Here is a 13,358-nt window from a genome sequence, read left to right on the forward strand (position 1 = left end):
GGTTGATGAGGTACTTTTGGGCCTTATCATTAAGCAAAAACACAAGCGAAACACTTTTAAAGTGGCTGAAATTCACATTCAGGAAATAAAAATAGAAAAATATTTTCAATTCCTTAACAAAATGTTAAAGGATACTGGAACATGATAAAATAAAAAAGCGACCTGGGCGGTCGCTTTTTACATATCCAGGGATATTTATATTATTAATTATTCCGGTTTCTTGCGCCCATATATATTAAAATATATTGGAACAGGGTGGCCACGGATGCCAGGGCAGCTACCACATAAGTCATGGCGGCCCACCAGAGCGCATTTTTTGCCTTGTCATGCTCCGCAGCCGGCATTATTCGGCTATTATCCAGCCAGGCCAGCGCCCGGCGGGAGGCGTCAAATTCCACCGGCAGCGTTATAAGGGCAAATAAGGTGGTAATGGCAAAAAGGATGATACCCCCCAATAGCAGTTGCGGAAAGGTGTTTATAAGGAAGATACCGGCCAGCAATACCCATGAAACGAGACTGGAGCTGAACTGTACCGCCGGTACCAGCTTTGACCGGAGTCCCAGCCAGGGATAGGCTGCTGCATGTTGTACGGCATGACCGCACTCATGGGCAGCTACTGCAGCAGCCGCCACGTTGGCGCCGCTATAAACGTCCGGGCTAAGATTAACGGTTTTGTCGGCCGGATTATAGTGATCCGACAGAAATCCTTCCGTTTCCCGTACCTGAACATCGTATATTTGATTGTCTCTCAACATTTTATCGGCAACTTGCTTACCGGTGAGACCAGAAGAAGTGGGTACTTGGCTGTAAGCCTGGAACTTACTTTTAAGTATATAGCTTACCAGCATGCTGATCCCCACAAAAATCAGCGATAAAAACATGATTCCAGGTGTCATATTGTGTAAAATTTGATAAAAAGAAGGCACAAATATCTCTCCAGATACCCCCTTTTAAGTTTTATTTAGCACTTGACTGCCATCTCCCCTTTTTGTCCCGAAATTATAAATTTAACACTGTCATTATGGCGTTAAAATATTTTTTTTACGAGCAAAAAGCGCCTGTTTGTCATTTATAAAAAAGTATCTTATTAAACTTTTCTCATATGCAAAAATCATCGACATCAACCCTATTTATCAACATTTTACGAGTTCCCAATGAAAGTAATATTGGATAAAAACATACGCTGAAACAAGCGATGGCAGCCACTTTGTTAGATCCTGCCAAGGGCTCAAAAGTTATTCACATCAATTAAATAAACTTTTTTATTCTGAAGCCATTTAGTAATTTAGACCTGAATTTAATGGGTTAGTAAGTAGAAAGAGTCAGCGGAATCTTCCGTTTGGCTCTTTTCTCTTTTTATACCTTTTTACCTCTCTTTTTATCGCCTCTCTTTTTATCATTTCGATGCAATAAGTATAAAACCATTTACTTTGTATGCATCCTGTTTAAAAAAATTATGAGTAAAATAAGAACTGCTTTTTTTTGTCAGAATTGTGGATATGAATCAGCAAAATGGAATGGAAAATGTCCGAGCTGCGGAGAATGGAATACGTTTGTGGAGGAAAGAGTGCAAAAAGATATTCCGCAGAAGCAACAAGACTGGAAAAACAACGATATCTCACCTGCCCGCACCCATAAAATTATTAACCTCGCCGAGGTAGTTACCCGGGAAGAAGAAAGGATATTAACACCCGACAACGAATTGAATCGTGTGCTGGGAGGCGGTATAGTAGCGGGTTCGCTCGTATTGGTGGGCGGAGAACCAGGCATCGGGAAATCTACCCTCTTCCTTCAGAATGCATTACAATTGAAGCATATTAAAACGCTTTATATCAGCGGTGAGGAGAGTGAACAACAGATAAAAATGCGGGCAGACCGCATACAAAATTCCAATGAACAGTTTTACCTGCTCACGGAAACATCCACACAAACAATTTTCCAGGAAATAAAAAAACTACAGCCACAACTCGTGATTGTAGATTCTATTCAAACCCTCCAATCTCCTTTTATAGAATCCGCTCCGGGAAGTGTATCCCAGATCAGGGAAACAACAGCAGAATTACAACGTTTTGCCAAAGAAAGTAACATCCCCGTATTCCTTATCGGTCATATTACAAAAGATGGCTCCATAGCCGGCCCTAAAGTGCTGGAACATATGGTGGATACGGTTTTACAGTTCGAGGGCGACCAACATTACGCCTACCGCATTTTACGTACCATCAAAAACAGGTTCGGCTCTACCGCCGAGCTGGGCATATACGAAATGACAGGTACAGGATTAAGACAGGTAACCAATCCTTCGGAAATCCTGATCTCACAACGTGAAGACCTGTTAAGCGGCGTGGCTATTGCTGCTACCATGGAAGGCATGCGACCGCTCCTTGTGGAAGTACAGGCGCTCGTTACACAATCCGTTTACGGTACCCCGCAACGCACCGCCACCGGTTTCGATTTACGCCGACTGCAACTGCTCCTGGCAGTACTCGAAAAACGCGGCGGCTTTCACTTCGGCGTAAAAGATGTATTCCTCAATATTGCAGGCGGCATCAGAGTAGAAGATCCTGCCATCGATCTGGCCGTGCTGTGCGCGCTGCTCTCCTCTTATGAAGACAATGCCATTCCTCCCAAAGTTTGTTTTTCAGGAGAAGTAGGGCTGAGCGGAGAAATAAGGGCGGTAAACCGCATTGAACAAAGGATCGCGGAAGCAGAAAAACTGGGCTTCGAAAAAATATTTATCTCCCGTTATAACAAAAAAGGAATTGATTTCAGTAAATTCCATATTGAAGTAATTGCTGTAGGAAGAGTGGAAGAAGTATATCAGCGATTATTTTAAAACACCGTTAACACCATATCTTTTTAAATCCAACACATGTTTACCAGTTTGTTATCCCCACTGGTTCATCTGTTTTATCCGCATTGTTGTGAACTCTGCGGCACAGACCTGCAACAAACAGATGAACTGTTATGTATCCGGTGCCTGCAGGCATTGCCTGCCACACACTTTCACCGGTATCCGGCCAACCCGGTTGCCCGCATCTTCAACGGAAGAGTAATGGTACAACAGGCCACCGCTGCCTATTATTACAACCAGTCTTCCGGCATACAGCAACTGGTACACCGGTTCAAATACCGGCAACGATCAGATATTGCGCTTTGGCTGGGTAAGCAAATAGGCTATCAGCTGCAGGACTGTTCCTGGATCAGCGATGTTGATCTGCTGGCGCCGGTACCCCTGTTTCCCCGGAAAGAAAAACTACGCGGTTATAACCAGGCCACCCTGCTCGCCAATGGCATTGCCCGGATAATATCATTGCCAGTATACCCGGCTACGCTCTGCCGACAGCAATATACCGCCACACAAACAAAAAAAGGACGGACAGACCGCTGGCAAAATGTGTCGGCCGCTTTCAAAACCAGCGGCAACCTCAGCCCCGGATCACACGTATTACTGATCGATGATGTTATTACTACCGGCGCCACCACAGAAGCCTGCTGCGTGGCCCTGCAGGAGGCGGGAGCCAGGGTGAGCGTATGTTGTCTGGCGTATGCATGGACCTAGCGGTTAGCTATTAGCAGTTAGCTATTAGCAAATGCAGCGGAGATTAATCAGGTCGATGATGCGGTGTTTACTGTTGTATTTGACAGGGGCCGGCCATTAACCAAAAAACTTCTTTTTTTTCATGCGGGAATGCTAACTTTACAAGTGCAGCATTTTCGCTGATCCTTTCATCAGTCTTTAAAAAATTGTCTATATGTTCAGGTTAGCAATATTATCAATTGTTATGCTTTTTGCTTCTTCCCACCTTTATGATTTTAAAGTAGATGCCGTTGACGGAGGAAAAATTGATTTCTCCAAATACAAAGGGAAGAAGGTATTAATCGTTAATACAGCATCGCTCTGTGGCAATACGCCGCAATATGAAGGCCTGGAAAAACTGTATAAGAAATACCAGGGCAAACTGGTGATCATTGGTTTTCCTGCCAATAACTTTGGTTCACAGGAACCCGGCAGTAACAAGGAAATACAGGAATTCTGCACCAAAAAGTATGCAGTGAGCTTTCCTATGGCCGCTAAAATATCCGTAAAGGGCGCCGACATACATCCGCTTTATAAATGGTTGCTGGAAGAAAGTAAAGCCAAACATTTTGAACCGGCTGAAGTTACCTGGAACTTCCAGAAATACCTCCTGGATGAAAAAGGAAACCTGGTGGCGGTATTTTCTCCCAAAACCCAACCTGAATCAGCCGAAGTTATTGCGGCAATAGAAAAGTAGCGATATACGGTTTTTATTTTCCTGTTGCCAACTTTGTGTTTTAAAAGATTTTTGCAGGTGCTTGCGTTAAACGTATAGTCGTTAACGTAAGCATCCTGATATTTTTATACACAACGAGCAACTATATTCATGAAACACCAACTTATCCCTTTTGGAAAACCGCTGACATGCATTGCCATCAGCCTCCTTCTTTTTTTGTCTGCATGCCAGAACAGTGTTGACACTCCTTCCCTTGCCTGTCCGGAGATGAAAATGACTACTGCCATAGAAGGCCGCAGCAGGCCAATGAACCTTAGCAACAGCATTATATTCCGCAAAGCGGAGGATAATGAAGGCGGCGAGAAATTCTTCAGTATGGAGGCCATCTCTGATACCTTCAGGATAGTGCTGAATCTTACTGACCGGGCTCCTGATGCAACGTCGTTGAAGAATGACAGTCTGCGCCTGGATACTTTCTTCTATTCGCGGACCGGGCCTGTAAAAGGCGGGTTGGTAGCCGCAGCGATAATAGACAACACCGGCAATTATAACCCTGTAGTCACAGACACCTCTTATATCATCATTAAAAAAGTAAATACCAGGACCCAAACTATATCCGGCAATTTCTTTTTCATGGCAGATAACCTGGGCATCAGCGGCGAAGGCGCCTTTGAAAATGCCTGTTATGTGTCGTTGCAGTAAGGGGAGCGCCTTGGTAAAAATGACGATTATCCCCCTTTTCATTATCTTGCGCCCATGCTATTTTCAGAGATCATAGGACAAGCTGATGTAAAGCAGCAGCTCATTCAATCCGTTCAGCATAACCGGCTCAGTCATGCCATGATACTGCTTGCCCCGGAAGGAGCAGGCGGCCTCCCATTGGGACTGGCATTCACACAATACCTTGTTTGCGAAAACAAAAAGGACCAGGATGCCTGCGGGCAATGCGCTGCCTGTATCAAGGCATCGCAGTTTGTACATCCGGATATTCACTACTCTTACCCGGTTATTCCCCGGAAGTCGGGCGATAAACCTGTAAGTACTGATTATATCAGCGAGTGGCGCGAATTTGTGGTAGCACAGCCATATGGCAATGCCTACGACTGGCTTCAGTTTATTGGCGCAGAAAACAAACAGGGAAACATAACGGCCACGGAATGCCAGGATATTATCCACAAACTGAACCTGAAAAGCTTTGAGAGTGGCTATAAGATACTGGTCATGTGGATGCCCGAGTACCTGGGCAATGAAGGCAACCGCCTCCTGAAGCTCATCGAAGAACCGCCTAAAAACACCCTTTTTATCCTCATAGCAGAAAACCAGGAGCAGATACTGGCCACTATTTTATCAAGAACACATCTTATTAAAATAAATCCGCTGGCAAAAGCCGACATGATAGTTGCGCTGGAGGAGAGAAACAATGTACCCGCATCCCGGGCACAACAGATAGCTACTCTCACGGCAGGCAACTACAGGGAAGCCCTCTACCTGCTGCAACACTCCGAGGATGACTATCACGAATTACTCCGGAGCTGGCTCAACCACCTGTTTACCGGGAACCGGGTAGCCCTGCAGGAATGGATAGAAGGTATTTCCAGCGCCAAAACCGGGCGGGAAAACCAGAAACAGTTCCTCCGGTACTTCATTAACCTGCTGGAACATACCATCCGGCTTCAATACCTGGATAAGAACCTGCTGGCTTTTTCCCCGGAAGAAACGGACTTTGCAGGCAAACTGGCCAAACTGGCCAATCTCGACCAGATGCAGGAAATTGCCGAAGAATTGAACAATGCCAGCTATTATATTGAACGAAACGCCAACGGAAAGATGCTATTTCATGCACTGTCCATCAAGCTTCAATATATATTCAAAAAGAAACCTTTACCGGTTATGTAATAAGCATCCGCATCTCCGGGGGCTTATCTGCTGCTTTTCCCTATCTTTGTTGCTTCCGGCCTTTTGTTTTTCTAAAAGGAAAAACGTATTTTGAAGAACTGGAATAACCTGAAATGCTTATTTATAAAATTTAAACTAATTAATAATATGGCTTGTGCCGGATGTGGTACGGGTGTGGAAGGGAAGCCGTCAGGATGCAAGAGTAATGGAGGATGCAGCACAGGAGGTTGTAACAGACTGAATGTATTTGATTGGCTGTCCAATATTCCTCTTGGTGATAGCTTAGCACCATTTGACATTATAGAAGTAAGTTTTAACAACGGCAGCCGCAAGGATTTTTTCCGTAATGTGACCAAACAGCTCTTTGATAAAGGAGAAATGGTAACAGTGGAAGGAGTTAGCGGATTTGACGTTGGTACAGTAAGCCTCACCGGCGAGCTGGTAAAACTGCAAATGAAGAAGCGACGCGCGGAAGACACACCCGAAGTAAAAAAAGTTCTACGCCGTTCAACTAACGACGACCTGCAGCGAATGAATGACAACAAGGCCCGCGAAAGGGAAGCGCTCATCAAATCGAGAGCACTTGCCCGTAACCTCGGACTTGAAATGAAACTCGCAGAAGTGGAAATACAGGCCGATGGCCGTAAAGCCACGTTCTTCTATACAGCAGATGATCGCGTTGATTTTAGAGAATTAATTAAAGTATATGCCTCTGAATTCAGGGCCAAGGTGGAGATGCGCCAGATAGGCGCCCGCCAGGAAGCCGGAAAAGTAGGTGGCATAGGCAGCTGTGGCAGAGAGCTTTGCTGCTCCACCTGGCTGTCGGACTTCAAAAGCGTGAATACAACCGCTGCCCGCTATCAGAACCTGTCTATCAACCAGGCTAAGCTATCCGGACAATGCGGCCGTTTGAAATGCTGCCTGAACTACGAACTGGATACCTACCTCGATGCCCTGAAGGACTTCCCCGATGATGCTGATAACATTGAAACTGCCGGCGGCGTTGCCCACCTGCAAAAAAGGGATATCTTCAAAAGCCTCATGTGGTACTCCTACGAAGGCAGTAACAAACAATACCCGCTCACCATTTCCAGGGCTAAAGAAATACGCCAGCTCAACAGGCAAGGCGTAAAACCAGATGACCTGAAACCAGTGGAGGTGGTAACGGCCAAACCAAAAGAAGCCGATCTCGGATACGCTGATGTGGTTGGACTGATTAGTCTGAAATCTCTCGAAAAAACAGCGCAAAAGCGTAAACAGAAAGATAAGGACAAACAAAAACAACAGAAAACCGGCGAGCAGAAACAAGGCCAGGGCTCCGCTCAACCGAGAACGGAACAACCTAAAGGCAATCAACGGCCGGACAACCGCCAGCAGCAGGACCGTAAACCTAAACAGGAAAACCGTCAGCAGCAACAACGGCAACCCGGTGGTAACCAACCCAAGCAGGGACGCGAACAGCAACCCCGCCCTGAACAAGGATCCCGGTCTGAACAGGGACCAAGGCAACAGGGTCAGAGACAGCAAGGACCTAGACAACAAGGACCGAAACCGTCTGCACAACCCGACCAGCCAGGACAGCAGCCCGACCAAACCGGCGGTCAGCAGGGATCTGCACCCAGACAAGACAGGCGTCCGCCCAGGCATAAACACCGCCCAGGCAATCCAAACAGGAACAACAATCCTGAAAAATAGCTTTTAGAAAAAATGCAAAGGGGTAAAAAATGAGAGAAACATATAATTTCTTTCATTTTTTACCCCTTTGCATTTTTTCTAAAAGCTAACTGCTAAAGGCTAACAGCTAAAAAAATAAAAGGCCGCCCAGACGAGGCAGCCTTTGTTAACAATTGGTTTTTGCTTATGAGAAAATTATAAAATGTCGTTGTTATCCCTTCACAAAATCAACCCCACAGGTGCCTCTACTGTTCTTTTACACGGACCTACGCTTCATTTTCAAACAGCAGCTTATAATAGTTCATGTTGGTGGCTTCATCAAACCCACGCTCAATCATTTCGCGGTTGCCGTGAATATACACATGAAAATTCTTATCCAGTTTCAATATACTCTTAAATACTTTCTGCTGTTTCTTTACAGCAGGTGCAGATATTTCAAATTCATCAGGGATATCTTGCTGGAAATGATTCGCGTATTCATTTCTGTATTCCTTAAAAGAAGCAATGGCGTCGGGATGACCCAGTACCTCTTTCGCGAAATCATCCAGCTGGAATTGCTCTTTTTCCTTGAAATAGGCGGCTGATTTATTTAACAGATCTACCTGATCCACTCTATCCATCTCATATTCGGTTGGCAGCTTGTTATGTATAAACAGCTTACACATGTCTACTGCTGTTTCTGTCTGATGGTAGCTATCTTCTCTCCGCTGAACCTGTAAGAAAGCATCTTTCCAGTATACAGCCTCGGTTTGTTTGCTGTTGCTGTCTACTATACTTACCTTAAAACCTTCTGACTCTTCTGTATTAAAAACCAGGCAACCCTTGTCCAGCTTATTAATATTGATGCCATCTTCATAATTAACCTGGTAATTCTCATCTGCCAGGAACACTTTCAGATAAGTATCGCGATTCTCCGACTTGAAAATACCGATTGCCTCCACTTCTTCTCCATCTACCTGGCACTTGCTAAAGTAGGCTATATATAGCTCTCCCCCTTTTATTTTGGGATGGGTGGAATGTTTATATAGATGTTTGGCAATGTTCACCGACTGCTCCTGAAATTCGCTTTGGTCAGTAAATATACGTCGACAATATTGAAATATTTCATTCAATTCTATATCCGCATCATGCCGGAACCGAAAATACTCCGCTGCATTGGCAAAAGGCTGTATAAAGTAGGTAACCAATAACTGGCTGATCGTTTCATCTTCCAGCTGCAAAGGCGCTTTGGAACAGAGTAACGCCTCCTCATTGGAAGAATTCCCCACCTTGTGTATCGTTAAGTGCGCCAAATCTTTAAACTCCGAAACATGGATCATGGGCGCAAAATTAATAAATTAGTTGACAGGCAGCAGAACCGTTTCCGGCCGTAATTAATTCTTGATAATTTCATTACATAACATCTCCCCTGCACGATTACACTGAAAAGTACCGATTAGTTCCTTAATTTAAAGCTTTAAAATAAAATGAACATGAGAAAACACATATACCTGGTGGTAATGATGGCCGGCTGGGGCCTGCCAATGATGGCCCAACAAAAAACCGCAGCCAGACCACTATACGAAGCCCGTGACCTGACCGCCGAAAATATGTTTTCCGTGAACATTGAAGGACCCAACTTTGACAAAGCAGGCAATTTTTATGTGGTAAATTTTGAGAAAGATGGCACCATCGGAAAAATAAATACCCATACCGGCAGCGGAGAAGTTTTTGTAACGCTCCCCGACAGCAGCGTGGCCAATGGCATTCACTTCAATAGCAAAGGCACCATGTTCCTACCCGATTTCATCAATCATAATGTGCTGACCATAAACATGAAAACAAAAAAGGTCAGCGTATTTGTCCATTCCAATAAATTCAATCAGCCGAATGATCTCTGTATCAATCGCAAAGACCAGATCTTTGTGTCCGATCCGAAATGGGCCAACAACACCGGGCAACTTTGGCGTATAGATGCCAACCGCACCCCCGTTTTGCTGGAAGCCAATATGGGTACTACCAACGGGATAGAACTGAGCCCCGACGAAAAAACCCTGTACGTAAATGAAAGCGTGCAGCGCAAGATCTGGAAATACGATGTAGACGACGCGGGCAACATCTCCCATAAAACCTTATTCGCTACCTTCCCCGACTTCGGGTTTGATGGTATGAAATGCGATAAAGCCGGCAACCTCTATATTGCCAGATGGGGAAAAGGCGTCATCGCCGTTATGTCACCACAAGGCGCACTGATCCGCGAAGTACCCCTGAAAGGCAAACAGTGCAGCAACCTCGTTTTTGGAGATAAAGACGGGAAAACCGTTTATGTAACACTCCAGGACAGGAAGTGCGTGGAAACCTTCAGGGTAGCGATAGCGGGAAGGAGAATTACGAATTAGAAATTACGAATTACGAATTTGTGGGCAGATGACCGACGAAGTTTGACAGTCGCTGATGTTTACCCACAAATTCGTAATTCGTAATTCTACTTAATAATTAACAACATTCCTTTATTCTTAGCCACCGGAATAGGGGCGTCTTTGGCAAACACCTGGCCGGTCTGGAAGTTACGTATATCCGGTGCTGTTATTACAGCCTTTGCAGGATCCAGTCCCAACGCCTTCCAGTCGATCGTCAACTGAACAGACGTATCCTCTGCAGCCCAGCTGGCCACTGACACCAGCACTGCGCCGTTCTTTTTATAAATAGTGGCTGGTACCAGTGGATTACTGGATTTAACCGGATTGTTCTCCACCCAATAACCAATCATTTTTGTTCCCTGCATACCAAAATCATCCCATACTTTCCAGATAGGACGTGGATCTGCATTCTCTGTCCATGGCATACGATTAGTCATCCCATATACCATTCCACGCCATTGGTTTCCGCCATCCTGCAGCATCTCACCCATCAAGCCAAATGGAATACCGCTTACTTCCGTCAGGAAAAAGTCGGGACCATTTTTTTCGTAGTCGAAATATTCACCAAACCAAAGCCTGTTCAGATACGGGAAATGCTCCATATACAGCACAGCACTGTTAATAAAACCATCTGATTTATTGTACTGGTTAGCAGAGTGCAGATCAATAATACCCGGATGATTATCCTGTGTCAGCACTCTTTTCACCCGCTTCATGGTTACCCGGTCAAACGCCACATCATCGAGATAGATACCATCGATACCCACATTTTGTACCAGCCAGTTCATGCCTTCCACATAGTAGTTATGCCAGCGGTTCATGCCACTGTTAATAATCGCAGCATCCTTGAATTCCGGTACAAACCAGGCCGCAATGTAGTCTTTCCCCACATGCTCCTGCAGCCAGGAGAAGCCACCACCTTTTCCGGGGCTATATACTTCATGGCCCAGGCTACGCAAAGGGAATGTTTCCCAGGCATGATTAGAAAGCTCTCTTACAGTATTATAAATCTTTACTTTCAGGCCTTTACTATGCGCTTCGTCGATATAATCCTTCATCTTCTTCCATTCAATAAACGGATAGTTGATCCACGGATTGATATTATTACCATGATGGATATTCACCACGGTGGCGCCGGTGGCTTTGATACTGTCCAGGTTATGATACCTGTGATAGAAACGCGTAGACCACTGGAAATCCGTATTAATAGTATGGAATGGTGTGATGATCAGGTGGAAGTTATAGTACAGCACTTCTCCCTTATGCATGGTTCTTTCGCCGCTATAGCTATTCACCAGGATCGCTTTACCTTTTTCACCGATGGTGATACCACCTTTATCGCCATTGCCCCAGGAAACAGGGAACAGCAAAGGTTTTTGCAGGTAGAAGTTAGTGTTCAACGGGCGTACATAATTTTCATCACGCAGGTTAAACTGTACGCCGGCATTTACATCACCAATCCAGGCGCCGTCCTGGTTTTTGTTTTTCACATCCCATTTCCAGTCGATCTTTTCAGGACGTACACCGCCCTTTTGATTGAGACCCATCATATATTTTGCAGCGCCTTTATCAAATGGCAGGTGCATGGTAATTTCCTTCAGGGACACATCTTCCAGGGCCGTAACCTTTACGGTATAGTCCAGGAAACCATCAAATTCCAGGGTGGCATTTACTTCCATCTGTAACCCGGTGGTGGTATTAACAGCGGTCCAGCTCACCTTACCGGCTTCTTTGGAAGTTATTTTCCAGCCATTGCTTTTCCATGGGAGATCCTTACCGGTGGCGGCTGCCGTGAAATGAAAATGTACCGGCTCCGTAAAAATATTTTTGGGCTGTGCCGACAGTTCTGTCATTTCAGGCGTAAAAAAAGTTTGTATCTGTGCCGGGAAACCATCTTTGTTGATGCCTACTTTACGACCCAATAAACTGATTACGCTGTCGTTCACTTCCAGTGGCGTGTATGGAGAGATCAGGGAATTATCCTGTGCCAGTGTGGAGTTCAGCCACTTTAAGCGGGTTTGTTTCCAGGGCTCATTAAAGCCACTGTTTACGGCCTGTTTATTCGTTACCGTTAATGCAATCCTTACGGGCATAGCAGGCATGCCGTCTGCGCTGATGATAGCGGTACCCTTGTAAATACCTGCTGCAGCGTTGGCTGGCACATCTACTCCGCACCAGAGCGCCTGTACCTCGCCGGCCGGAATATTCACCACCGGCGCAAATGGCTTCGCATCATAGGTGGTGCCGCTGGTGTTAATACAGCTGAGTTGAGCGGCGGGGATACCGGCGCCATTGGCTGCTTTAAGATCTGCAAAAGATATCTTCACATTTTTCATCTCGCGTTTGGCGTAGATACCAAGCTGAAATGAATAGTATTCACCTTTATCGGCTTCCCCGGCAAAGCTTTGCGAGGGGCCTTTCTTAATCCAGCGTTGAGGCAGATCTTCCGTCATTTTGATGGGGAACTGCCGGTCTTCCGGAAACACCATATAACCGGTACCCGGGTATTTCAACAGAAGCTGTTGTTTTTCTGCTGCGGTAGCGATGACCTCCATAGGATAGAAGCTGTTGAAAGTATCAATCGCTTCCAGCTCTTTTACGATGGTATTCGGTTTCATTCCGGCGGGAACAGATTGCAGCCAGTTGTTATTGGCGGTTTGTTCCGGCGCCAGGTATACCCCTTTGGGGTAGTTATCGCGGCCCTCATTTTTTGAAGGGAGATAATATATATAATAGTCGCCTTTTCCTGATACTGGTTCGAAACAGATATCGCCCTGTTCACGGGTAATGGTCAACGTTTTTACGTTGGTAATTTTCTGTTTTGTTTTGGCGTCCTGGATAATGATGCGTTTTGCTTCGGGATGTTCATCGCGGCGGCGCCATGGAATCATCACACGGGCCACGTTGGAAGTACCGTTAAAGCTGACTACTGCACGGTGGTTACCAAGCGAATCTGCGTTCCAGCTGTTGTTACCGGCAGTATACTTCAGTTCCTGGGCATGGGCCGTTGTAAGAACGCCGAAGGTAAGTCCTGCCAGCAGTAATCCTTTCCTGATGTTGCGGGAATGGTGGTTGATCTGATACATGTAGGATGTTAAATTTTTGAATGTTCACCGGTCATAAATTTACTATTGTT

The 13,358-nt window shown here is 45.4% G+C and carries 10 protein-coding genes; 7 read left to right on the forward strand and 3 right to left on the reverse strand.

Features of this window, described 5'->3' with window-relative positions; translation table 11 throughout:
• Positions 1 to 203 precede the first annotated feature (203 nt).
• Positions 204 to 896 (reverse strand): zinc metallopeptidase, encoded by a 693-nt coding sequence (locus KE626_RS00200; protein WP_211970728.1) that lies wholly within the window; start codon positions 894 to 896, stop codon positions 204 to 206.
• A 560-nt stretch (positions 897 to 1,456) separates the two neighbouring features.
• Between KE626_RS00200 and radA the strand changes: the two genes are divergently transcribed.
• The 6 genes from radA (at position 1,457) to KE626_RS00230 (ending at position 7,844) form a co-directional block, all read left to right on the forward strand.
• Complete coding sequence (gene radA / locus KE626_RS00205) at positions 1,457 to 2,833, forward strand: DNA repair protein RadA (RefSeq protein WP_211970730.1); 1,377 nt, start codon at positions 1,457 to 1,459, stop codon at positions 2,831 to 2,833.
• A 36-nt stretch (positions 2,834 to 2,869) separates the two neighbouring features.
• Entirely contained in the window at positions 2,870 to 3,559 is a 690-nt protein-coding gene (locus KE626_RS00210) for a ComF family protein (protein WP_211970733.1), read from the forward strand.
• A gap of 193 nt (positions 3,560 to 3,752) precedes the next feature.
• On the forward strand, positions 3,753 to 4,274 hold the full coding sequence (locus tag KE626_RS00215) for a glutathione peroxidase (protein ID WP_211970735.1): 522 nt from the start codon (positions 3,753 to 3,755) through the stop codon (positions 4,272 to 4,274).
• Positions 4,275 to 4,403: 129 nt separating this feature from the next.
• Positions 4,404 to 4,955 (forward strand): hypothetical protein, encoded by a 552-nt coding sequence (locus KE626_RS00220; RefSeq protein ID WP_211970737.1) that lies wholly within the window; start codon positions 4,404 to 4,406, stop codon positions 4,953 to 4,955.
• A gap of 54 nt (positions 4,956 to 5,009) precedes the next feature.
• Positions 5,010 to 6,149, forward strand: a complete 1,140-nt coding sequence (locus tag KE626_RS00225) for a DNA polymerase III subunit (RefSeq protein WP_211970739.1) — start codon at positions 5,010 to 5,012, stop codon at positions 6,147 to 6,149.
• Between the two features lie 147 nt (positions 6,150 to 6,296).
• Positions 6,297 to 7,844 (forward strand): PSP1 domain-containing protein, encoded by a 1,548-nt coding sequence (locus KE626_RS00230; protein WP_211970741.1) that lies wholly within the window; start codon positions 6,297 to 6,299, stop codon positions 7,842 to 7,844.
• Positions 7,845 to 8,089: 245 nt separating this feature from the next.
• Here KE626_RS00230 and KE626_RS00235 read toward each other — a convergent pair whose 3' ends face one another.
• The gene (locus tag KE626_RS00235) at positions 8,090 to 9,142 is read right to left on the reverse strand and encodes a nucleoid-associated protein (protein ID WP_211970743.1); all 1,053 of its coding nucleotides are present in this window, start codon (positions 9,140 to 9,142) and stop codon (positions 8,090 to 8,092) included.
• Positions 9,143 to 9,295: 153 nt separating this feature from the next.
• Here KE626_RS00235 and KE626_RS00240 point away from each other — a divergent pair, with 153 nt between their 5' ends.
• A complete protein-coding gene (locus KE626_RS00240) occupies positions 9,296 to 10,201 on the forward strand; it encodes an SMP-30/gluconolactonase/LRE family protein (protein WP_211970744.1) in 906 nt (301 codons plus the stop codon).
• An 86-nt stretch (positions 10,202 to 10,287) separates the two neighbouring features.
• On the opposite strand, the gene KE626_RS00245 is transcribed toward KE626_RS00240, so the two are convergent.
• Entirely contained in the window at positions 10,288 to 13,308 is a 3,021-nt protein-coding gene (locus tag KE626_RS00245) for a glycoside hydrolase domain-containing protein (protein ID WP_249207174.1), read from the reverse strand.
• Between the last annotated feature and the right edge of the window lie 50 nt (positions 13,309 to 13,358).

Source organism: Chitinophaga hostae, from assembly GCF_018224885.1.
Taxonomy (GTDB): domain Bacteria; phylum Bacteroidota; class Bacteroidia; order Chitinophagales; family Chitinophagaceae; genus Chitinophaga; species Chitinophaga hostae.

Coding starts and splice junctions, on each gene's coding strand:
- KE626_RS00210 (WP_211970733.1), top strand. CDS start 2,870: ATGTTTACCAGTTTGTTATCCCCACTGGTTCATCTGTTTTATCCGCAT.
- KE626_RS00200 (WP_211970728.1), bottom strand. CDS start 896: ATGACACCTGGAATCATGTTTTTATCGCTGATTTTTGTGGGGATCAGC.
- KE626_RS00245 (WP_249207174.1), bottom strand. CDS start 13,308: ATGTATCAGATCAACCACCATTCCCGCAACATCAGGAAAGGATTACTG.
- radA (WP_211970730.1), top strand. CDS start 1,457: ATGAGTAAAATAAGAACTGCTTTTTTTTGTCAGAATTGTGGATATGAA.
- KE626_RS00230 (WP_211970741.1), top strand. CDS start 6,297: ATGGCTTGTGCCGGATGTGGTACGGGTGTGGAAGGGAAGCCGTCAGGA.
- KE626_RS00225 (WP_211970739.1), top strand. CDS start 5,010: ATGCTATTTTCAGAGATCATAGGACAAGCTGATGTAAAGCAGCAGCTC.
- KE626_RS00220 (WP_211970737.1), top strand. CDS start 4,404: ATGAAACACCAACTTATCCCTTTTGGAAAACCGCTGACATGCATTGCC.
- KE626_RS00240 (WP_211970744.1), top strand. CDS start 9,296: ATGAGAAAACACATATACCTGGTGGTAATGATGGCCGGCTGGGGCCTG.
- KE626_RS00215 (WP_211970735.1), top strand. CDS start 3,753: ATGTTCAGGTTAGCAATATTATCAATTGTTATGCTTTTTGCTTCTTCC.
- KE626_RS00235 (WP_211970743.1), bottom strand. CDS start 9,142: ATGATCCATGTTTCGGAGTTTAAAGATTTGGCGCACTTAACGATACAC.